The organism is Acinetobacter sp. 1424608, assembly GCF_000588255.1.
Taxonomy (GTDB): Bacteria; Pseudomonadota; Gammaproteobacteria; order Pseudomonadales; family Moraxellaceae; genus Acinetobacter; species Acinetobacter nosocomialis.
The window spans coordinates 34,144-54,915 of the sequence record NZ_JFXL01000013.1 but is presented as its reverse complement, the minus strand read 5'-3'; the positions used below and the strand labels follow the sequence as shown (position 1 = coordinate 54,915).

17 protein-coding genes and 1 pseudogene are annotated in these 20,772 nt (G+C 40.3%); 6 read left to right on the top strand and 12 right to left on the bottom strand.

The window, feature by feature from the left end; translation table 11 throughout:
* Positions 1 to 33: 33 nt before the first annotated feature.
* On the bottom strand, positions 34 to 1,227 hold the full coding sequence (locus J678_RS16725; protein WP_017393727.1) for an MFS transporter: 1,194 nt from the start codon (positions 1,225 to 1,227) through the stop codon (positions 34 to 36).
* A 102-nt stretch (positions 1,228 to 1,329) separates the two neighbouring features.
* Between J678_RS16725 and J678_RS16720 the strand changes: the two genes are divergently transcribed.
* Positions 1,330 to 2,241 carry a LysR family transcriptional regulator gene (locus tag J678_RS16720; protein WP_017393726.1) on the top strand — a complete coding sequence of 304 codons (912 nt, stop codon included), beginning with the start codon at positions 1,330 to 1,332 and terminating at the stop codon, positions 2,239 to 2,241.
* Positions 2,242 to 2,397: 156 nt separating this feature from the next.
* Here the strand turns inward: J678_RS16720 and J678_RS16715 are convergent, their stop codons facing one another.
* Genes J678_RS16715 through J678_RS16695 form a run of 5 tightly spaced genes read right to left on the bottom strand, consistent with a single transcriptional unit; the run spans position 2,398 to position 7,180 of the window.
* Complete coding sequence (locus J678_RS16715; RefSeq protein ID WP_017393724.1) at positions 2,398 to 4,221, bottom strand: acyl-CoA dehydrogenase; 1,824 nt, start codon at positions 4,219 to 4,221, stop codon at positions 2,398 to 2,400.
* 13 nt (positions 4,222 to 4,234) lie between these two features.
* Complete coding sequence (locus J678_RS16710; RefSeq protein WP_017398147.1) at positions 4,235 to 4,690, bottom strand: MaoC family dehydratase; 456 nt, start codon at positions 4,688 to 4,690, stop codon at positions 4,235 to 4,237.
* Between the two features lies 1 nt (position 4,691).
* The gene (locus J678_RS16705; RefSeq protein WP_017393723.1) at positions 4,692 to 5,600 is read right to left on the bottom strand and encodes an SDR family NAD(P)-dependent oxidoreductase; all 909 of its coding nucleotides are present in this window, start codon (positions 5,598 to 5,600) and stop codon (positions 4,692 to 4,694) included.
* A gap of 47 nt (positions 5,601 to 5,647) precedes the next feature.
* On the bottom strand, positions 5,648 to 6,403 hold the full coding sequence (locus J678_RS16700; RefSeq protein ID WP_017393722.1) for an SDR family NAD(P)-dependent oxidoreductase: 756 nt from the start codon (positions 6,401 to 6,403) through the stop codon (positions 5,648 to 5,650).
* A gap of 12 nt (positions 6,404 to 6,415) precedes the next feature.
* Complete coding sequence (locus J678_RS16695; RefSeq protein WP_017393721.1) at positions 6,416 to 7,180, bottom strand: SDR family oxidoreductase; 765 nt, start codon at positions 7,178 to 7,180, stop codon at positions 6,416 to 6,418.
* Between the two features lie 502 nt (positions 7,181 to 7,682).
* On the opposite strand from J678_RS16695, the gene mutS reads away from it, so the two are divergent.
* From mutS to J678_RS16675, 5 genes are all read left to right on the top strand, one after another.
* Positions 7,683 to 10,328 (top strand): DNA mismatch repair protein MutS, encoded by a 2,646-nt coding sequence (gene mutS, locus J678_RS16690; protein WP_004709731.1) that lies wholly within the window; start codon positions 7,683 to 7,685, stop codon positions 10,326 to 10,328.
* Between the two features lie 64 nt (positions 10,329 to 10,392).
* Positions 10,393 to 10,923 (top strand): GNAT family N-acetyltransferase, encoded by a 531-nt coding sequence (locus J678_RS16685; protein WP_079378096.1) that lies wholly within the window; start codon positions 10,393 to 10,395, stop codon positions 10,921 to 10,923.
* Between the two features lie 345 nt (positions 10,924 to 11,268).
* Complete coding sequence (gene fdxA, locus J678_RS0104305; protein ID WP_002051033.1) at positions 11,269 to 11,592, top strand: ferredoxin FdxA; 324 nt, start codon at positions 11,269 to 11,271, stop codon at positions 11,590 to 11,592.
* A gap of 133 nt (positions 11,593 to 11,725) precedes the next feature.
* A complete protein-coding gene (locus J678_RS16680; RefSeq protein WP_174876286.1) occupies positions 11,726 to 12,448 on the top strand; it encodes a D-Ala-D-Ala carboxypeptidase family metallohydrolase in 723 nt (240 codons plus the stop codon).
* Positions 12,449 to 12,647: 199 nt separating this feature from the next.
* Positions 12,648 to 13,316, top strand: a complete 669-nt coding sequence (locus J678_RS16675) for an O-methyltransferase (RefSeq protein WP_002051063.1) — start codon at positions 12,648 to 12,650, stop codon at positions 13,314 to 13,316.
* Positions 13,317 to 13,432: 116 nt separating this feature from the next.
* Here J678_RS16675 and J678_RS16670 read toward each other — a convergent pair whose 3' ends face one another.
* From J678_RS16670 to J678_RS24030, 6 genes and pseudogenes are all read right to left on the bottom strand, one after another.
* A complete protein-coding gene (locus tag J678_RS16670; protein ID WP_002051066.1) occupies positions 13,433 to 14,275 on the bottom strand; it encodes a universal stress protein in 843 nt (280 codons plus the stop codon).
* 155 nt (positions 14,276 to 14,430) lie between these two features.
* Complete coding sequence (locus J678_RS16665; RefSeq protein WP_017393719.1) at positions 14,431 to 15,042, bottom strand: chloramphenicol acetyltransferase CAT; 612 nt, start codon at positions 15,040 to 15,042, stop codon at positions 14,431 to 14,433.
* Positions 15,035 to 15,634: an IMPACT family protein gene (locus tag J678_RS16660; RefSeq protein WP_004709741.1), complete on the bottom strand. Its 600-nt coding sequence runs from the start codon at positions 15,632 to 15,634 to the stop codon at positions 15,035 to 15,037. Before J678_RS16660 ends, J678_RS16665 begins: the two co-directional genes overlap by 8 nt.
* 93 nt (positions 15,635 to 15,727) lie before the next feature.
* Positions 15,728 to 16,918 (bottom strand): HlyD family type I secretion periplasmic adaptor subunit, encoded by a 1,191-nt coding sequence (locus J678_RS16655; RefSeq protein WP_017393718.1) that lies wholly within the window; start codon positions 16,916 to 16,918, stop codon positions 15,728 to 15,730.
* A gap of 3 nt (positions 16,919 to 16,921) precedes the next feature.
* Positions 16,922 to 19,057, bottom strand: coding sequence for a type I secretion system permease/ATPase (locus tag J678_RS16650; protein WP_002051058.1), 2,136 nt, complete (start codon positions 19,055 to 19,057; stop codon positions 16,922 to 16,924).
* Positions 19,054 to 20,519: pseudogene (locus tag J678_RS24030) on the bottom strand (TolC family protein). Before J678_RS24030 ends, J678_RS16650 begins: the two are co-directional and overlap by 4 nt.
* Positions 20,520 to 20,772 lie beyond the last annotated feature (253 nt).

Here is a 20,772-nt window from a genome sequence, read left to right as displayed (position 1 = left end):
TCTACAAAGATAGTCAGACAAAATCACAAGAGCTTATAAAAAGACATGAAAACGTTTAGCCAGTTTCTTTTGCAGAACAATCACAAGAACTGGGAACCCTGCTGCTGAAATTGCACATATCGCTAGTAACGTATTTACACTTTGTGGCGTCATACCCTGTTCAGGCAATAAAAAAGCAGATAAGAAAAATGCAACGGTTGTCATTAAATACATGATGGATGTCTGTAATGAAGAAAATCCAGCTCGTTGTTGGTCGTTAGGAAACTGAATCGTAAGCACTGAACATGACACCAAACGGCTGTAAGATGCACCGAGAAATAAACCAATAAATAACGCTGCATGCTGATAGCCTAGTATTGGTATTAGCAAACTCAGTATAAAAACAATGGTTGAACCTGTACCCAGCACTAAAGCAGAAAAACGAGAAGTTAATACTCCTGTAATTTTTGTAGATAGGTAACCTATAACACCTCCACTGAAAAAAAGCCAAGGCAATAGATTTTGTGAAGCACCCAACTGCTGAATCATTAAGGGTGCCAAAATAGGAATAATCAGCATAGGACTAAACTGTACGAGTGCATTAGCAGAGGCGAACAATAATGTGTTCATATCCAGAGGCAGCGCACGAGGCGTATCTAAATAGACTTGGTCTTTGGGTATAATGGATACAATTAATGGCAATACCAACACACACAATGCACTTATGAGCCACAAAGCCACATGCCATCCATAGTGAGTGCATAGAAATAATATGGTGGGCATTCCGACAATACTTACTATTGAAAATGATGCAATCACCGTCGCTAACATTTTCCCCCGTAAATTAGGCAGTGCGTTGTTTATTAATATACTTATACCCACTCCCATTGTGGTACCGCCGACCAACCCTGCACAAAATCGAAGTACAAGTAGCAGACTAAAACTGGATGTACAGGTAGTCAAAAGTGTGAGTAGACCTAGTAGCGCCATATTAATAATCAAAAACCGCTTTTTATTGAAATGATCAATCCAGTAAAAAGCAATAAGTCCTGAAAGAACGGCGCCAAGCGTATACATCCCTGAAACATAACCTGAGAATGATACTGGCACTGCGAAATCTGTCGCCATAAAAACAAAAATAGGATTGAACACCATATATTCCAGTGCATTCGTGAACTGGACGAAAGCAATTACAGTGGCTATCCGCATGAGGACTTTATAATTAAACGTCTGTGTGGCTAGGGACATCGCAGTAACCTATAGATAAAAGATGTCCGAGTTTAACTACTATCAATAGTATTGATTATATGGTAGAAATGGCTTTTATTATTATCAAATATGGGACAATTGATGCGTCCGGCTCTAGATTTTAATACCCTGAAAGTATTTATTGCTGTGGTTGAAAAAGAAAGTTTTGTGGGTGCATCGAAACTGCTTGAAATGCCAACATCAAACGTGAGTCGCTGCATTTCTCAGTTAGAAGAAAAACTCGATCTTCAGCTCATTGAGCGTAGTACTCGACATATGAAACTCACTCAAGCAGGGCAACTACTCTATACCAGAGCAAAGCCATTACTCGAAGCGCTTGAGCAAACGGAGACAGAGTTAACGTTGCGTCAAATGCAGCTTAAAGGTCCATTACGAATTTGTATTCCAAATGAAATAGGCCCTGCACTGCTAGGTTCTGTGATTGCAGAATTCGCCTGTCAGTATCCAGACTTAGAAATCAGCTGTGTCACAAATTTGTCGGGTTTTGAATCTCTGCGAGATGATTTGGATTTAGCTATTATTATTAGCCGCGGTCAGATGGATAACAGTGACTACATCGCTCGTCATCTAGTGACTATCCCTTGCACGATTGTTGCAGCCCCTTCTCTCATTCAGCGTTATGGCACCCCTACTCGTATCGAGCAATTTGAAGATTTACCCTGTATTACAACAGTCAGTGCACTCAAAGGTGCTCCTTGGCAATTTGTCAATAAAAAGGGGGAATTCGAGACCATTAAGGTTAAAGGACATTATCGAGTAAACAGCGGAGAGATGGCAGGACAAGCTGCTGTAGCAGGTATCGGTTTTGCAATTCTATCGAAACAAACTTGCCAACCCTACATTAGCGACGGACAGCTAGTCGAGATTGAGTTTGAACAAAAGGCAGCCCCTTTGCAGTTATTCGCACTGTATTCAAATCGTCGTTACTTACCCGCTAAAACAAGAGCGCTCATTGACTTCATACATCAAAAATTGAGTCATATTTCTTTATAAAATTGGGCTTTCCACAAACAAGTCCAAACCAATATATTTCACTATCTGGCTTTGAGTTTGTTTATCTAATACTGTTATACCAAAGTTATTAAAAATCATAACTTCATTACGCTTATGTTCAGCGTAATGAAGTATGAATGAGATTAATTTTGGTGATTAAAACCAAGCTTCCGGCATATTTAATGGCGTAGTTTCAATTGGATCAAGAACAGCAAGCCAACTGTAAATTTTAGGCATTTCCCAACCAAAAAAATAATCACAGGCAGCTAACTTGCCATTTAAAAAATCTGTTGCTGATGAAGTGGCTAGATTTTCATGAAGGGTTATTGCCTGATCCAGCCATAACCAGCCAACCACCAAATGTCCAAATGCTTCTAAATAATTGGCAGCGTTTGCCAATTGCATATCCATATCCTTAATAGCATGTAATGCTGCCGTTACCTCCTGAACCCGTTGCCATGTCTGAGCAAGAGTATTGGCATGGCGCTGTAATGCTGCTATTGACTGAGCTTGAGCAATTGTTTCTGTGATTTTTTCATTCAAAACGTGCATCGCTAGACCATCGTTGATCCGTGTTTTGCGTCCGAGTAAATCCATCGCCTGAATGCCAAATGTACCTTCATGAATTGGATTGAGTCGGTTGTCCCGATAGAACTGCTCTACATTGTATTCACGGGTATAACCATATCCCCCATGTACTTGAATAGCTAAATCATTTGCCATTAGTCCCCATTCTGATGACCAGCTTTTTACTACAGGTGTAAGTAAATCGAGAAGTAGTTGTGCCTTTTTCTGTTGCTCGCTATCTTCAAGAGAGTGAATATCATCTGTTAATTTTGCAGCATACAAACAAAGTGCAAGTGCTCCAGAGGCATATGATTTCTGTGCCAAAAGCATACGGCGCACATCTGCGTGTTGGATAATTGGAATTTGTGGAGAACTCGGATCACGTTCACTACGAGAGCGGCCTTGTAAACGGTTTTTTGCATAGTCCAGTGCATGCAAATAACCTGTATATCCCAAGGCGGCTGCGCCCAGACCAACTGAAATTCGGGCCTCATTCATCATATGGAACATATAAGAAAGCCCTTTGCCAGCTTCGCCCACCAGCTCACCAATAGCGCCTGGTTCTCCTTCTGGTGTATAACGACCTTCACCAAAATTTAATACACAGTTGACGGTGCCACGGTAGCCCATTTTATGGTTGATTCCGGCCAAAGCGACATCATTGCGCTCACCTATATTTCCCTGCTCATCAACTAATTTTCGAGGTACGGTAAATAGCGAAATGCCTTGAACGCCAGCAGGTAACTTCCCTTGTTCATCTGGAATTTTGGCTAGAACCAAATGCACAATATTGCTTGAAATATCGTGCTCACCACCTGAAATCCACATTTTATTGCCAAATAAACGGTAACGTCCGTCGGCTGTTGGCACTGCACGTGTCCGAATATCTCCCAAACTAGATCCGGCCTGTGGTTCAGATAAGCACATCGTACCAAAGCAGTCACCTGCAATCATGGCATCAATATATGGCTTTACTTTTTTAGGGTCTCCATGAGCCATCAATAAGTTTGCATTACCAATCGTTAAAAAAGCGTAGCCTGCCGTACCCGGATTTGCCCCCATCAGGTAAGCCATACCTGCTCGTTCAATGGTATTGGGTAAACTCATTCCGTTCCATTCGGTAGAAAAAGCTGTGCTCATCAAACCTGCATCTGCAAAGGCTTTTAAGGCGACACTTACCTCTGGGTTAACAGTTACACGCTCACCATCAAAGCTAGGTTCATGGCTATCATTTTTTTTATTGTGGGGCGCAAAAAGATCAGTTGCCAAGTCTTCATATACATTCAATACTGCCACATAATCACTACGCTCTTGCCCTGCAAAACGAGGGCGCTGATTGAGTGCTTCAATGTTAAGCCAATCAAACAGTAAGAAATCGACATCCTGTCGAGAAAGAATCATTTCATTATTCACAGGGTTCTCCCAATTAAAAATTCATCAGCGTTAACCATTCGGCAACGAGCGCTGGTTTGGGGTGGTTTTCGATTTCAACTGTTACACCTAAGGTCAACTGATAGCTTCCCGCTCTTTTTTCTATGATTTGTTTTAAGCTAAATCTTCCCCGTACACGATGTCCGCTCGGCACAGGGCTTAGAAAGCGTAAATTATTCATGCCATAGTTTACCGATGAGGTTTGTCCCTCTACAGAGGGCAATACTTCTGCCGCCATGGCCGATAGTAAAGATAAAGTCAAAAAACCATGAGCAATCGTGCCACCAAATGGAGTTTGCTTGGCTTTTTCGGTATCAATATGGATGAATTGCCAATCTCGCGTAACATCCGCAAAAGCATTAATCATGGCTTGGTCAATGGTCAACCAATCAGAGACACCTAGTTCTTTATCTTGCAAGTCAAACAGTTGCTCAATCGTCACTATGCTCATGTTAGTCCCCGCTTAAACCCGCTTTTTGCAACTCTAAATTGCCTTGCGCTGCGCCCATCGTAGGAACGATTTCATTGGTACGATCAGTAAGCTCACTTAAATGCTGGACTAAGTTATGCGCCACCTCATCGCCAGTTCCTAAATGAATGCCTTGGGTTAAGGTAATATGTGCAGCTTCAAAACTTCCGGCCCCTGCACAAATAATCATTTTATTAGGGGCTTCTTCGCTGACTAATACAGCAATCGCTGGACTAACTGCACTTGGTGCAAGTGCTTCGAGTGAGGTTTCTGGTAACAAGCCTTCCAGCATTCGGGTTGCTGCTGTTGGAGCAATGCAATTGACTCGAATGTTATATTTTTCACCTTCTAAGCCTAAGGTTTGCATTAATCCTACTAAAGCCATTTTTGCAGCACTATAGTTAGACTGACCAAAGTTTCCGTATAAACCCGATGATGATGTGGTCATGACAATACGACCATATTTTTGCTCGCGCATGATTTCCCAAACTGCTTTAGTGCAGTTCACGGCCCCCATCAAATGCACATCGATCACTAGCCGAAAATCTTCCAATGTCATTTTGCTAAAGGTTTTATCACGCAAAATGCCCGCATTATTGACTAAAATATCAATGCGTCCCCAACGAGCCATAGTGTCATCGACCATACGTTGGACTTGCTCAGCATCGGTGACTGAAGCACCATTGGCGATCGCCTCACCGCCGGCTGCAATGATTTCATCAACCACTTTCTGTGCAGCTGAAGTTGATCCGCCATTGCCATGTACATCACTGCCTAAATCATTGACTACAACTTTTGCGCCTAAACGAGCCAGTAATAGCGCATGCTCACGTCCTAAGCCTGCACCGGCACCTGTAACAATTGCAACACGGTTGGTTAAATTGATTGTCATAGTTTTTTCCTAAATAGATTTATTAATATTTTGTTCTTAATAAGTATTTAATAAGCCGTAACACCACCATCAATTGCAATAGCCTGACCTGTGAGATATGAATTTTCTTTAGCGCACATCATCAGCATCATTGCAACAACTTCACTCGGATGGGCAAGACGCTTCATCGGAGAAGCCTGTGCCAAAAAGTCTTGTTTCGCGTTCAGTTCACTGTCGAGTACCATTGGTGTAGTGGTATAAAATGGACAAATCGCATTGACCCGAATCCCTTTATTTGCATATTCCACTGCTGCTGTTTTGGTTAAACCCACGACTGCATGTTTTGCTGCCGAATAAGCTGCCAGTTTTGGAGCTGCACCTAAACCTGCAATAGAAGCAACATTTAGAATAACGCCACCACCTTGTTGTAGCATTTGTCGAATTTGATGCTTCATTCCAAAAAATACGCCTTTGGCATTTATAGCAAAACTCAAGTCCAGATCTGCCTCATTGGTATCAATAAAGCTTTTCATTGGCGGACTCATACCCGCATTATTTATACTGACATCAATTCTACCGAAATGATCCACCGCACTTTGTACCAATGCCTGTACTTCTGCTTCAAGACTAACATCACAAGCCTGCGCAACTACTTGTATACCCGCTTGTTGTAACGGTTCAACCACTGCATTCAGCCCTGCGATATTGCGGTCTCCCAAGACTAATTTTGCTCCCTGTTCTGCCAGTTGCTGGGCCAGTAGTGCACCAAATCCACTCGCCGCGCCTGTGATTAAGACCACTTGATCTGAATACTGATCGTACATTGCTACCCGTCCTTAAATGGTTAAACCACCATCAACCACAATACATTCACCATTGGTATAACTTGCTGCATCAGAGACAAGATATAAAACCGTTCCAGCCATTTCACGTGGCTCCGCATGACGGCGTAATGGGATTTCTTGCAACCAACGGTTATATACCTCTTCATTGCTAAATAGGGCGCCAGCAAATTTGGTTTTTGTTAGACCTGGGAGTATCGCATTAACACGAATCCCTAAAGGACCGCATTCTTTGGCAAACGCTTTCGTCATATTCACCACGGCTGCTTTGGTAATTGAATAAATAGCTTGGCGATCGCCTGGTTGTAATGCATTCACAGAAGCGGTGTTGACAATCGCACCGCTGCCTTGAGCTCGCATCAGTTTTCCAGCTTCAATCGACATAAAGAAATAACCACGAATATTGACCTCAACCGTTTTGTTATATGCCACAAGGTCTGTATCAAGAATGTGGCCATAGTAAGGGTTTGCTGCAGCATTATTGACTAGAATATCCAAACGCCCATGCTTAGAACGGATATGATCAAAAATAGCCGTAATATCCTCCATTGAACCTACATGACATGCAAACGCTTCTGCCTTACCACCTGCCTGAATAATTTGATCGGCAACCGCTTGGCAATCATCAATTTTTCTACTCGAGACAATGACATGTGCGCCATACTCAGCTAAAAGTTTTGCAATTTCTTCACCAATCCCACGACTTGCACCAGTTATTAATGCGATTTTTCCTGTTAAATCAAATAAATTGGTTGGCATATTTTTACTCCTGAGCTTGGTCTATTTTACTGTTGGGCTTTTAAATTCTTGTGTTTGCCTATCAGTTTTGGAAACGAGTTTTTATTTGCTATCGAACATATAAGATTGCTGGTACGACGTTTATAAACATACCCAACCTATAACAATGAATAAAATGAATTATTTGAATATTCAACTATGCATAAAATTAATATGTATTTTTCTTTTCTCTTATAAGGTTAAACTTATGTTCAAAAAAATTGTCTTTTAAGCTTAAGTTTTGTTTTCAACACATCTTTACAATGTTCAATTATTTCAATAGTTCACTACTCTTTTTTTCAATAACTCAAATTTGTTACCATTGCACCGCTGGAATGGTCTGAAAACACTTTATACTAGGGATGCTGGTTCTAAGGTTCATCCAGTTATTGTACTTTTCTTGAATTACATTCATTTTTTAAAAACTTGAAATTGGCTCATTAGCCAAAAGTAAATTTTTCGTTTTTTTAAGGGTTTTTTACGCATGAATAGCGCTGAAATCATGGCTGATCTCTCTAACCACACTCCAATGATGCAGCAATATCTCAAAGTCAAAAAAGACTATCAACATGCGTTGCTGTTTTATCGTATGGGCGACTTTTACGAACTGTTCTTTGAAGACGCTCATTTAGCAGCCAAACTTTTAGGAATTACCCTAACCCATCGTGGTAAAGCAAATGGCAACCCAATTCCAATGGCGGGCGTTCCCTACCATTCAGCCGAAGGTTATCTGGCACGTTTGGTAAAAGCAGGTCGCACTGTAGCCATTTGTGAACAAGTGGGTGAAGTCACAGGCAAAGGTCCTGTTGAGCGTAAAGTTGTTCGTATTCTTACCCCTGGTACATTAACTGACGACGCACTACTCACAAGTTATCAGTCTTCTAACCTTGTGGCGCTATGTATCCATCAAAATCAGATCGGTTTTGCTTTACTCGACTTAAGTGCGGGTATTTTTAAAGTTCAACAACAAGACTACAAACCGGAACAACTTCCAATTGAACTTGCACGCCTCATGCCAAGTGAAATTTTAATTGATGAAGATTTGGTTGACCCAAATATTATCGAACAAATTAAAAAGCATTTAGATTGCCCAGTAACCAAGCGCCCAAATGTCGATTTTAATTTAAACAACGCACAAAAAACCTTATGTGACCAGTTCTCTGTATCGACGCTTTCTGGTTTTGGTTTAGACCCGTTACCTTTGGCTAAAGCTGCTGCTGCGGCTTTAATTCACTATGCCAAAGAAACCCAAAAAACGGCGTTACCACATATTCGTTCAATTCTTTTAGAACAAAGCACTGACTTTATTGCGCTCGATCCAATCACGCGCCGTAATTTAGAAATTATTGAACCTTTGTTTGAACACGGAACTTCTTTATTCCAACTGGTGAACGACTGCCAAACCGCAATGGGTGGCCGTTTACTCAGCCGTACACTCATGCAACCTGTTCGTGATACCGCGTTGCTTGATGCCCGTTTAGATGCAATTGAACAGTTAATTCAGGGCTACCATGAAAGTCCGGTTCGTTTAGTGCTTAAAGAAATTGGTGATATTGAGCGTGTTCTTAGCCGTGTTGCGCTGGGTAGCGCACGACCACGTGACTTAGTTCAGCTTCGTCACGCTTGTGCACAAATTCCATTTTTAAGAAATGCTTTAGCACCTGTTGTACAAGCGAAGAAATCCAAGTTATTGGGACAGCTCGATCAAGAATTGGGTGACTTTAAATCGCTTCATCAACATTTAATGGCAGCCATTGTTGAAAACCCACCGGTATTACTTCGTGATGGCAATGTAATTGCAGAAGGTTACGATGCCGAACTCGATGAATTACGCCAAATTCGTGATCATGCAGGCCAATTCCTGATTGATTTAGAAATAAAAGAACGTGAACGTACCGGCATCAATACCTTAAAAATCGGTTATAACCGTGTGAGTGGTTACTACATTGAACTTACTCGCGCTCAAGCTGAACAAGCCCCTGCCGATTATATTCGCCGTCAAACATTAAAAAATGCCGAGCGCTACATTACGCCTGAACTAAAAAGCTTTGAAGATAAAGTTTTATCAAGTGAGTCTCGTGCATTAGCACGTGAAAAAGCGTTATTTGAAGCTTTACTTGAAAACCTTCGTGAAAATATTGCGCATCTACAAATGATGAGTTCAGCAATCGCGCAAATTGATGTAATTGCAAACTTTGCTCATCAAGCGCGTTTAAACAACTGGGCACGCCCTGAATTTACACCAGAAACGGGTATCAAAATTCAAGGTGGCCGTCACCCTGTGGTTGAAGCATTAAGTAAAGCGCCCTTTACACCAAATGATACGTTCCTTGATGCCCAGCACCGTATGGCAATTATTACCGGTCCAAACATGGGCGGTAAGTCTACCTTTATGCGTCAAACCGCATTAATCAGTTTGCTTGCTTACTGCGGTAGTTACGTTCCGGCACGAGCTGCCAAACTTGGTCCTATTGACCGTATTTTTACCCGTATTGGTTCAGCCGATGACTTATCGACAGGTAAATCGACCTTTATGGTTGAGATGACTGAAACTTCACAAATCTTACACCATGCAACGAATCAGTCTTTGGTTTTAATGGATGAAGTTGGCCGCGGAACGAGTACCTACGATGGTCTTTCTTTAGCATGGGCTTGCGTGGTTGACTTAACGAAGCGTGTTAAATGTCTGTGCTTGTTTGCAACTCACTATTTCGAATTGACAGAGTTAGGGAGTGAAGCAGGTATTGATAACTACCACGTTACTGCCCAAGAGTTAAATGGCAACCTGATTTTATTGCATAAAGTTCAACAAGGACCTGCAAGCCAAAGTCATGGTTTACAAGTTGCGAAATTAGCGGGTATTCCTGCTAATGTCATTAAAGAAGCTCAAAAGCGTTTACGTATTTTAGAGAAGCAACAACAGCAACACTTACAAACCAGTGTACAAGATGATTTGTTTGCAACTTTAGATTCGGAAGCTAAAACCAATACTCAAGTCATAGAGAAAGTGATTGAAATCGAAGTGCCTTCACCTGCCCTAGACTTACTTAAGCAAATTGAAGTCGACAACTTGACACCTCGCCAAGCACTTGAACAACTTTACGAGCTAAAAGCTGCGCTTAAATCATAATTATTGATTGAGCAAACATGTCTATGGGCATGTTTGCTCTTACTTTGAGGAGAATAAAATTTCTATTTTCTTAAGGCCACTACAATACAAAGAGATCGATTTAATTTGGCAACACATTAGTCGACGTGAACTGATTACCCAACTCTACATACAAAAACAAGATCAACTCGAATTAACAGATTGTTTTTATGATGTTAAAAATTGGGATGCCTATCATTTAGAAAATGACCCACCAAAATTAAAAGAACTCTATCAACAAGGTGCTTCATTTGTAGGTGCTTTTAATACGGCTGAACAGCTAGTGGGCATTAGTGTCGTATCGAATCAAATCATTACTGACTATCCCAATGCAAAATTACTGCAATATTTTTATGTCGATGCCGATCAACAAGGCCAAGGTATTGGCGCAAAGCTGATGCAAGCAGCCAAAGAGTCAACCAAGCAATTGGGCGCTCATCAACTTTATATTTCAGCCACTCCAAGTAAACGTACAGTCGACTTTTATATAAAACATGGTGCGACAGTATTAAAACATCCAGATCGAGAATTATGGGAGCTAGAACCCGAAGACATTCATTTGCTTTGTATGCTTTAAGACCCATAATTCAAGGATTTTTTAGCTATAAAAGCAGCATAAAAGCAGAATTTAAACGCAAGAGTCGTATTTACGGTATCTAATCAAATAGATACCTTGACTCAAATGACATTTAAACCCATCAGAAAAAATTTATTTAACCTTTTGTTTTTAAAAATATATTTTTATCTCAATTTTATAATCCGACCAATCTTAAGACCAGAACATTCCTTTTAATATCAAAGTTTTAACTTATCTTCATATGTATAAATAAACAATATCAATAAAAGCAATTGTTTGTTTACCCCTTTTTTGCCTAAAATAAGCTATTCGAAATGAAACCATATTTTTTAGGTAGCTGTCGCCATGACCTTTGTTGTCACTGAAAATTGTATTAAATGTAAATACCAAGATTGCGTAGAAGTTTGTCCTGTAGACTGTTTTTACGAAGGTCCGAATTTCCTAGTGATTAATCCGGATGAATGTATTGACTGCGCATTATGTGAACCAGAATGCCCTGCAAATGCAATTTTCTCTGAAGATGAGTTACCAGAAGGTCAGGAAGTATTTATTGAGTTAAATGCTGAACTTTCTCAAAAATGGCCTAACATTACTCAAATTGGCGATCAACCTGCTGACCGTGAAGAATGGAACGGCAAACCAGATAAGTTACAGTATCTAGAAAAATAATTTCAAAAAAAGATCAGCAACCGCTGATCTTTTTTTATACCCTATTCAAACATTTCATTGCAAATTCCTCGTAATTTGTGCACTGTTTTGCATTAAAATAGGCGCAATATTTATTAAGCTTTTGATTTTTCTTATGCGGAAGTTTTTGCAGAGTCTGCTGCCCCTATGCATAATCCCTGCGGTTATGGTAGGTTGCGCCAGCTCTCCCCAACACACAACAACAGGCAAAACCTCTCCAAGTGGTAAACGCATCTTTATTCCTCAAGAACGCGTTATTATCGAACGTCCAATTCCACCTAAAGTTGAGCCTGCTTCTTATCGTGCTTGGTTAAATACTGGCGATCATTATGAACGTGTACGCGAATACGAAAAATTTCTAGCGCGTCATGATGTTGCTGGCATCGTACCAAGTTTTGAATTATTAAGATCAGCTCGCGATTGGCAAAAATGTGGCAGTTCAGAATATGCTGTTCCAAACCGTGAACTTTGGAATAACTCTTTATCGACCTTACGCGTCTTTAAATATTTAATTGCTGCAAAAGTTTTAACCGACTTTGAAGTGACTTCGGTTTATCGTGACTTACCTTTAAACCAATGTGCTGGTGGTGCAAGTTCTTCTAAACATTTGTTTAACTCTGCCATCGATTTCCGTATTGGACCAGAAGTTCCACAACCGCAAGACTATGCTTTTATTGAAAATACCAAGTTTAAATTGTGTCAGTTCTGGGCCCAACATGGCCAAAGTTTAAACTTAGGTATTGGTTTATATAGTTCAGGACAAATCCATATTGATACTCAAGGCTATCGTACTTGGGGACCTGACCTAACCCGTAATACTTCCATGTGTAATTTCTAATATAAAAAATCCTCTTATACACTCAAGTATAAGAGGGTTTTTATTCTTAATTTTTTAACTATCCTTATAAAGAAATCGTCTTAAATTAACTGTCAATTTGCTCATTCTATAATCAACCAAAATTTCTTAATCCGAAGATTTTTGCACTCTAGTCATAAACGTTTAAAATACGCCTATCAATATACAGGTAAATTTGACTATGCAGCAGTTGTGGACAGACATTGACGAATATATCGACTCACATTTAATTCCCGAAGATCCCCGACTCGACTTTGCATTAAAAAATACCGACGAACACGGCTTTTCAAATCATCTTGCAGTAGCTCCAAACCAAGGCATGTTTTTACAAATGCTTATTCAGATGAATAAGTGTAAGCGAGTTTTAGAAATTGGAACTTTTGCTGCCTACAGTACGATTTGGCTAGGACGTGCCCTGCCTGAAGATGGCTATTTGCTTACCATTGAAGGTCGCGATACCCATGCAGAAATGGCTCAAAAAAATATCGACCATGCGAATCTTCCTGTAAAAGTTGAACTAAAAGCTGGCCGTGCTGCCGATATACTTTCAGCAATAGATCCACAGTCGATTGAGCCTTTCGATTTTATTTTCATTGATGCAGATAAACAGGGTTATCCGGAATATTTAGAACTCAGCCTTAAGTTCTCAAAATCAGGCACGATTATCGTGCTAGACAACGTCATCCGTGCGGGCGATATTTTGAATCCTGAAAACAAAAAACCGAGTATTGAAGGTATTCGTGAAACCTTTAAAGCTTTAGAAAACCATCCGCAAATTCTGTCTTGTACAGCTTTACAAACGGTTGGCTCAAAAGGTCATGACGGCTTCGCGATTGCAATTGTCAAATAGTGATCAAAAAATCATCTTTTATATTTTATTTTTTATAATCAAATAATTACTTTTATTACCCCTGCTTTTCCATATAGTTATCCACAAGATTTGCGGATAACTATATGCTGATCTCATCATTTAGCCACAAGTAATGGCACAGTCGCGTTTCGGAATATGGTCGTTGCAATACTTCCCAAGAAGAACTGATGAATTTTGCTATGGCTGAAAGCACCGAGCACAATAATCTGAATACCGTGTTCTTGTTGGTACTCAAGAATATTCTGGGCAACGTCACCATATCGGTAAACGGTGACGACATCTAGGCCGGCTTCTTTAAGGAAATGTTCTGGTTCATTCAATATTTCAGGATGATCGCCCACATACACTAAATGGCACTGTAAAGTCCGTAATAAATCACTTTGTGCAATACGGCGCATCATTTTTTGACAGGTAGGAGAATATTCATAAGCAAATATAAAACGTGTCGGTACTTTGAAGTTTTCACCAATAGTCAGAACCGTGCAATTTGCGCCTCGAATGAAGTTTTCAACATTACTACCAATTGGTTTATGCTTTTCGGCAGCCCTTTCACCCACCCGCCCTAAAATAACAATATCGTTTTCATGCAAGAGATTGAAACTTTGCTCTAGAAAATCCCCTTTTTCCTGAATTTTGGAGCATGTAATTCCGTGTTTTTCTTTAATTAGATCAGAGATATGTCTGAGTAAGTTATTGCTGTAATCCAAAGCGAGTTCACTTTGTTTTTGCTCTAATTCAGCCAACTCTTTAAGCAACATTGCATTGCTTTCAAAGCCGATTACACCACTTATTTCACCTAAGTGATAACTTGCTGGGTAGTAATCTAGAATTTGTAATAACACAAGCTCTCGTCCAGTTGCTTTCGCAACCCAAGCCGCTGCATCTGCAATAGCATTAATACAAGGTGATGAGTCAATACACGCAATAACACGGTTCATTTTTGCCTCTCTTCTTCAGGTCTATTTGCCTTGGAGATTTTTCTATAACTTAGCTTTAACTTAACATAGATAAAAATCCGTATGTTAAGGTTTATGTATTAAAATCCACTTTTTTGTTTAAAGATCAAACATTTTATTACATTCTTAAGACTGTATTATTCTCTTAAACGGATAAATTTTGCTGGGTTTCCACCCACTATATGGTACGGCTTCACATCTTTTGTCACCATACTATTCATACCAACTACAGCATGTTTACCAATTTTAATTCCGTCTTTAATTCCCACATGCGCGCCTAACCAAACATCTTTTTCAATTTCGATTCCCTGTGAACGAACAGGCTGTTGATATAGCGGACGGTCTAGTTGCATACCATGGTCAAAGGCATATAGATGACAATAAGCAGCAATACGAACTTGATCGTGTAGTTTTATACCAGCTCGGCCACCATCTAAAATACAGTGGTGGTTAATAGCGACTTCGTTACCAATCTCAAGCGGTCCATGTAAACTACAATCTGCCGCGATAAAACAATTGTCACCAATCTTAATTTTCCGACCCGGCTCGGCAAAAATATGGGCTAACGGTGAAATAAAACAGTTCTCCCCGATCTCGACTGTTTCCATATCCATTAAATAAGCCTGATATTCTTTTTGCCATTCTTCTGCCCAGGCACGGTGTTTGGGCTTTAAAGTCCAATATAGCCATGGCATATAATTTAAACGGTGCTTATGTTGCTCACGGTATTTGAGTAAGGAATCAGTCATCTGCTAACTCCTCCTCAACTTTTAATTCTTCTCGGCCACGAGTGACATCACGGAGCTTTAAAGCAAGTGGCTCAATCTGGTGGATTTGTAATCTAGCTTCAATATCTACCCCTGTTGCAGTATAGGTTTCCTGAAAATCAATTTGCTGCTGCGTAAGCTCATATTGAAAAATAGCCCATTCATTAAAATGACAAGAAAAGTGAATGGTCTTCTTTTCAATAAGTTCAATTCGCTCAGCTAACAATAAGGATTGCCCAGCACAACCGCCATAGGCCCGTACTAAACCACCAGTTCCCAGTTTTATACCCCCATACCAGCGGTTCACCATGACGATAATATTAGTTAAGTCGTTGCCTTCAATAGTTGCCAGGATTGGACGCCCTGCTGTACCTGATGGCTCACCATCATCATTAAAGCGAACATTATGCCCAATTTTCCAAGCCCAACATTGATGTGTGGTCGATATATCTTTATTTAATTCTAAAAATTCTTTCACTTGCTGTTCATTTTCTACTGGCGCAGCAATAGCCTGAAATCTACTTTTTTTAATTTCTTCTTCAAATGTAACCGGTGCTGCAATCGTAAAAGCCATAAATTAAATAAAGCATAATAAAAATCAAATTATAACGTGAATTTAATAGAAGCGAACCTATAAAAAAAGCCCCGAATTTCGGGGCTTCTTCTGTTATCTTTCTCGTAATGCTTCTTTCGCTTTATTAAATGGTTTAAGCAAGTAATCGAGTACAGTTTTCTCACCAGTACGTATATCTACCGTTGCCACCATACCCGGTGTAATACCAAAAGCCTTACCTTGTTTATTGTAGAGCTTGTCTGTATCAGTTCGGATATAAACGCGATAATAGAATTGATCCTGTTTAACTTCATCACGAATCGTGTCTGGAGAAATAACGGTAACTTTACCTTTTAAACCACCATAAATTGAGTAATCATAAGCTGTAATCTTTACTAAAGCTTCCTGACCAGGGCGAATGAATGCAATGTCACGTGGCAAAATGCGAGCTTCAATCAGTAACTGTTCATCAATTGGAACAATCGTCATTAACTTACCATTTTGCGGAACGACACCACCATGAGTTGTTACTGTAATTTCTTTTACAACGCCGCGTACAGGTGCTCTAAATACGGCACGCTCTAAACTGTCATTACGGCCCATCACGACTTGTTGTTGAGTTTGAGTGTCAGTATTTGCTTTAGATAACTCTTCACGTGCTTTAACGTAATATTGGTTACGTGCATCGTTCATTTTATTTTGCAAATCATTTGCTTCACGGCGTAAACGTAAAACCTCAACCTCACTGGCAGCGCCTTTGGCAACTAAAGGTTCAGTCATCGCTAATTCTTGTTGAACCAACTGTAATGCTTGCTTCAAGCCAGAAAGCGTTTGCTGTAAATCCGCTCTGCGAGACTCATATAAAGCAGTCTCTTCGCGTGCAAGCTTCGGATCTTTCGCTACAATTTCAGGAAAAACTAACGGTGTACCATTCACTTCTGCACGCAAACGTGCCGCTGTTGCCTGAGCTGCAATTAATAAAGATCTTGATTCACCTACATTCGAAGCAAAACGAGTCGGGTCCAACTGAGCAAGGATTTGACCTTTTTGAACAATGTCACCTTCTTGTACATTTAATTTAGTTAAAATACCGCCTTCTAAAGACTGAATAACCTGTTCTTTAGATGATGGAATGACTTTACCTGTACCTGTAGACACTTCTTCTAATTGGAAAAACCATGCCCAAATAAAGAAAATAACGAGTCCAATCCCCACAATCCAAATGACCAAACTGGCACGTGGTAATGGTGGTTCACTATAAGATACATTCATTGAACGGGTGAGTTCTTGTTGTTGTTCGCTCATGAATTATCCCCCTTGGCTTACTTGTTTTTGTTGGGCTGTTGATTGATTAAGTACTTGATCTCTTGGTCCATCCATCACGATCTTGCCCTCATTCACGACAATAATACGATCGACCAGTTCTAAAACAGCGCGGCGGTGTGTTGCCACAATCAATGTACGATGCGCCAACCATCCTTTAAGGTGATCAATGAGTTGCTTCTCGGCAACATCATCAATGGCTGCTGTTGGTTCATCGAGTAATAGAATATTCGGTTGACGTATTAATAAACGTGCAAGTAATAAAGCTTGTTTTTGACCACCAGAGAAACCGACACCACCTTCTAAAATGAGGTGATCCAGCCCTTCTTTTTTCTCTTGAATGAAAGGTAATGCACCTGTCACGACCAAAGCACGAAGAATATCTTCATCGGTCGCAAGTGGCGCACCTAAGGTCAGGTTTTCACGGATTGTTCCGTAAAATAAATGAGCATTCTGGTTGAGTAATCCCATATCACGACGTACGTCGGATGGGTCAATTAAAGACAGATCTAAACCGTCCAGATGCACAGCACCTTGAGTCGGAGATTGCATGCCAGACAAGAGTTGAAGTAATGTCGATTTACCTGCTCCATTACGACCTAAAATTGCAATCTTTTCACCCGCACGAATTTGCAAATGGCGAATTGCCAGACTTGGTTTTGGGTCATCATCCCCGTATTGGAACATGACATTTTTTAATTCGTAATTACCGTTTAAAACAGCTTTATGAACCAAATGTGCACGATCAGCCTGATCAATTGGGCGTTGCATGAGTTCATCAAGACTTTGTTTAGCAACTTTTGCTTGCTGTAAACGACCTAATACCCCTGTAATTTGGGCAATCGGTGCCAACATACGTGAAGAAAGAATTGAACACGCAACGAGCGCACCCGTGGTCATTTCCCCATCCATTACCGCAAAACAGCCAACTAACACCACAATAGCGTAAGTTAAACCCTGAACCATTTGGGTCCAAGCCATTAAAGTACCCACAATTTTACGCTGTCTCATACCAATGTCGGCTGAAACTTCATTCATGTGGTTCCATTGGTTTTGGAAACGTGATTCAGCACGTAATAGCTTGATGTCTTCAATACCCTGTACTGCTTCTACAAGTATTGCGTTACGAATTGAAGACTCTCTCATACCTTCTTGTGCAAGTTGAGCCAATTTCTTTTGTACTAGAACACCTGGCAAAATCATAAGCGGCACAACAAGCAACATAACCCAGAATAATTTTCCTCCAATAATCGCAAAGATAATCAGGAACAAGAAAAAGAATGGGAAATCGGCAATTGCACTAATAGTAGTTGAGGTTACTAACTCACGAACACCTTCGAGTTCACGAATCTGGGAAATAAAACTACCGGTAGATTTAGAGCGGTCTTTATTTTTGATACGTAAAGCATGGCCAAATACACGGTCTGAGACACGCAAATCGGCACGCTTACCAATAATATCGGATAAATACACTCTCGAAACGCGTAAGGTAAACTCGAAAAGAGCCGCAATGAGTACCCCACCTGCCAGCACCCATAAGGTCGGGATTGACTGAGATGGCACAACACGGTCATAGACTTGCATCGAGAAAATAATGGTTGCCAATGCCAAAATATTGGCAATTAAAGAGGCAAACATAATATCGATATAACGTTTCCAGTCTCTTAAAACGATGGACCAGAACCAGTTGGCTTCGTATGGCTTGATATATTCATCAATACGGGCATCTGGAATAGACGTTTCAGGGCGTAAAATATAGACATTTTTGAGTGTCGTTTTTAGAACGTCTAAAGATAAGTTTTGTGAAAGACCTTGATCTCCACTGAACTGAATACTCACATTACCTTGTGTATCTGCTTTATCGATTACACCGACTTGTCCATCATTAAACTCCACCATAACGGGTAAACGCCATGGGTTTAATAAGTCTAAAGAAAATGGTGCTTTACGAAGATTAAGACCGACCTGACGCGTCATTAATTGCAAGACATCATCTAGATTCTGGTTTTGGTTCCAGTCGAGTTGTAAACGAATTCTTTCTTCTGACGGTTCGATTCGGTAGTGTTTGGCAATAGTTAAGACCGCCTGTAACCAAGGCTGGTAATTTATTTTTGTCATCATGGTTGTACTTCGAACCCCTGAATTGAAATATTATTTAAGCCATAGGCTTGGCGGGAACGTCCTGTTGCTGCAATGTATTGAACAATGCTGTTATAAATGTCATAACGTGCTGATTCGAGTTCTGAGTTGGCACTATGAATGGCTTGTTCAGCATTTAATAAATCGACCAGTGAACGGGGACCGAGCTTATATTGCTCTTGGTAGAGTTCACGTGTACGAACCGTCGTTGCTTGGCGACTTGCCAAAACCTGCATTTGACGTTGTTTATTTTCAATTTGTTCACGACTTGTTCTAATTTGATCCAGCACATCCAGATAAACGGAATTGACTTTAGATTTAGCCGCTTCTTCAGCATAACTTGCCATTTTTACTTGTGAAGCGGTTGCACCACCTTGATAAAACTGACTTGTTGCTTCCAACATGACTGAACTATATAAGCCATCATCCTTATCATTATTTGGATTTTTACCATTAATCGCCTGACTGACCGAGCCTTTAACAGCTAAGGTCGGATAACGTGTTAAACGGGTTTGTTCTTTTTGTGCTTTAGCAACCTCTACACTTGCCTGTGCGGCAATCATTTTAGGAATAGTATTAAACTCAGGTTCACCATAAAGGTCAGATTGCTTCACGAGGTCTTCGGAAATAATCCAACCAGTGCGAGTAACATCTGCACCGATAACGTTCTTAAATGCTGTTGATATTGACGTAACAATGATTGCTGCGCAATTAAGGTCGACTGCGCTGCTTGTAAGTATGATTGCGCCTGAATTGGATCTGCCTGACTCGCGACACCAGCGTTTGCTCGTAGATTAGCAATGTCTTGAATGCGTTGAATACCGGCAATTTGCTGCTCAGCAATTTTATTAAGTTGAAGATAACGCTGAATATTCACAATAGTTTGCGCAACATCCAAAGCTAGAGTATCAACACTGACTAAAACATTCGCTTGTTCAACCTGAACTTTAGCCTGTTCAACATTCACACCTGATTTGACCTTACCAAAGTCATAGAGCATTTGAGTAGCACTTAAAGTGAGTAGCTGCCTACCACGCTCGCCAGTGCTTAAATCACCAGTTGAAATTCCTCCAGCCAGCTGGGGATAGTAACCGGCTTTAGCAACGTCAACTCCTGAATTTTGACCTGCTAAAGTTGCAATAGATTGTGAAATATCTGGACTACGCTGAATGGCAATTTTTACCGCATCTTGCAATGTCATCGTTCGAGATGGCAAGTTGGAAAAAGATGAAGCCGACTTATCATTAAGTTGAACAGTTGGAAATTCCTGCACAATAGAACGATCTAGCTTGAAATTACTAAGCTCGTGCATCTTGGCAACTTTAAAATCATTACTACTTTTAGGGACAAAAAGTTGTGACAAGTTTTCTTTCAGGGTGTGGTATTGCTCACTTGGTTTAGCAGCGTATATCACAACAGGAACATGTAGTGTACTTAAAAGCATCAGCCCTTTCAGGAAAGCCTGCTTTCTACATTTCCCTTTCACTCTTTTCTGGTTATATCCAATCATGCTTATCTTGTTGATCTTGTTTGTTATCGTTTAAAAGCATCTCCATTCTACATAGTTTTTCAACGAAAACAGCATAATTGGTCGAATAAATCACACATTATTTTTTTATTAAATGAGTGGTATATGTAATTGTTTTTATTTATAAAACATCAAAAAACAAAAAAGAGGCCTTGACCTCTTTTTAACC

Coding starts and splice junctions, on each gene's coding strand:
- J678_RS16700 (WP_017393722.1), bottom strand. CDS start 6,403: ATGTACGATCAGTATTCAGATCAAGTGGTCTTAATCACAGGCGCGGCG.
- mutS (WP_004709731.1), top strand. CDS start 7,683: ATGAATAGCGCTGAAATCATGGCTGATCTCTCTAACCACACTCCAATG.
- J678_RS16680 (WP_174876286.1), top strand. CDS start 11,726: ATGCGGAAGTTTTTGCAGAGTCTGCTGCCCCTATGCATAATCCCTGCG.
- J678_RS16670 (WP_002051066.1), bottom strand. CDS start 14,275: ATGAACCGTGTTATTGCGTGTATTGACTCATCACCTTGTATTAATGCT.
- J678_RS16695 (WP_017393721.1), bottom strand. CDS start 7,180: ATGCCAACCAATTTATTTGATTTAACAGGAAAAATCGCATTAATAACT.
- J678_RS16710 (WP_017398147.1), bottom strand. CDS start 4,690: ATGAGCATAGTGACGATTGAGCAACTGTTTGACTTGCAAGATAAAGAA.
- J678_RS16650 (WP_002051058.1), bottom strand. CDS start 19,057: ATGATGACAAAAATAAATTACCAGCCTTGGTTACAGGCGGTCTTAACT.
- J678_RS16675 (WP_002051063.1), top strand. CDS start 12,648: ATGCAGCAGTTGTGGACAGACATTGACGAATATATCGACTCACATTTA.
- J678_RS16725 (WP_017393727.1), bottom strand. CDS start 1,227: ATGTCCCTAGCCACACAGACGTTTAATTATAAAGTCCTCATGCGGATA.
- J678_RS16720 (WP_017393726.1), top strand. CDS start 1,330: ATGCGTCCGGCTCTAGATTTTAATACCCTGAAAGTATTTATTGCTGTG.
- J678_RS16665 (WP_017393719.1), bottom strand. CDS start 15,042: ATGACTGATTCCTTACTCAAATACCGTGAGCAACATAAGCACCGTTTA.
- fdxA (WP_002051033.1), top strand. CDS start 11,269: ATGACCTTTGTTGTCACTGAAAATTGTATTAAATGTAAATACCAAGAT.
- J678_RS16660 (WP_004709741.1), bottom strand. CDS start 15,634: ATGGCTTTTACGATTGCAGCACCGGTTACATTTGAAGAAGAAATTAAA.
- J678_RS16705 (WP_017393723.1), bottom strand. CDS start 5,600: ATGACAATCAATTTAACCAACCGTGTTGCAATTGTTACAGGTGCCGGT.
- J678_RS16655 (WP_017393718.1), bottom strand. CDS start 16,918: ATGAGCGAACAACAACAAGAACTCACCCGTTCAATGAATGTATCTTAT.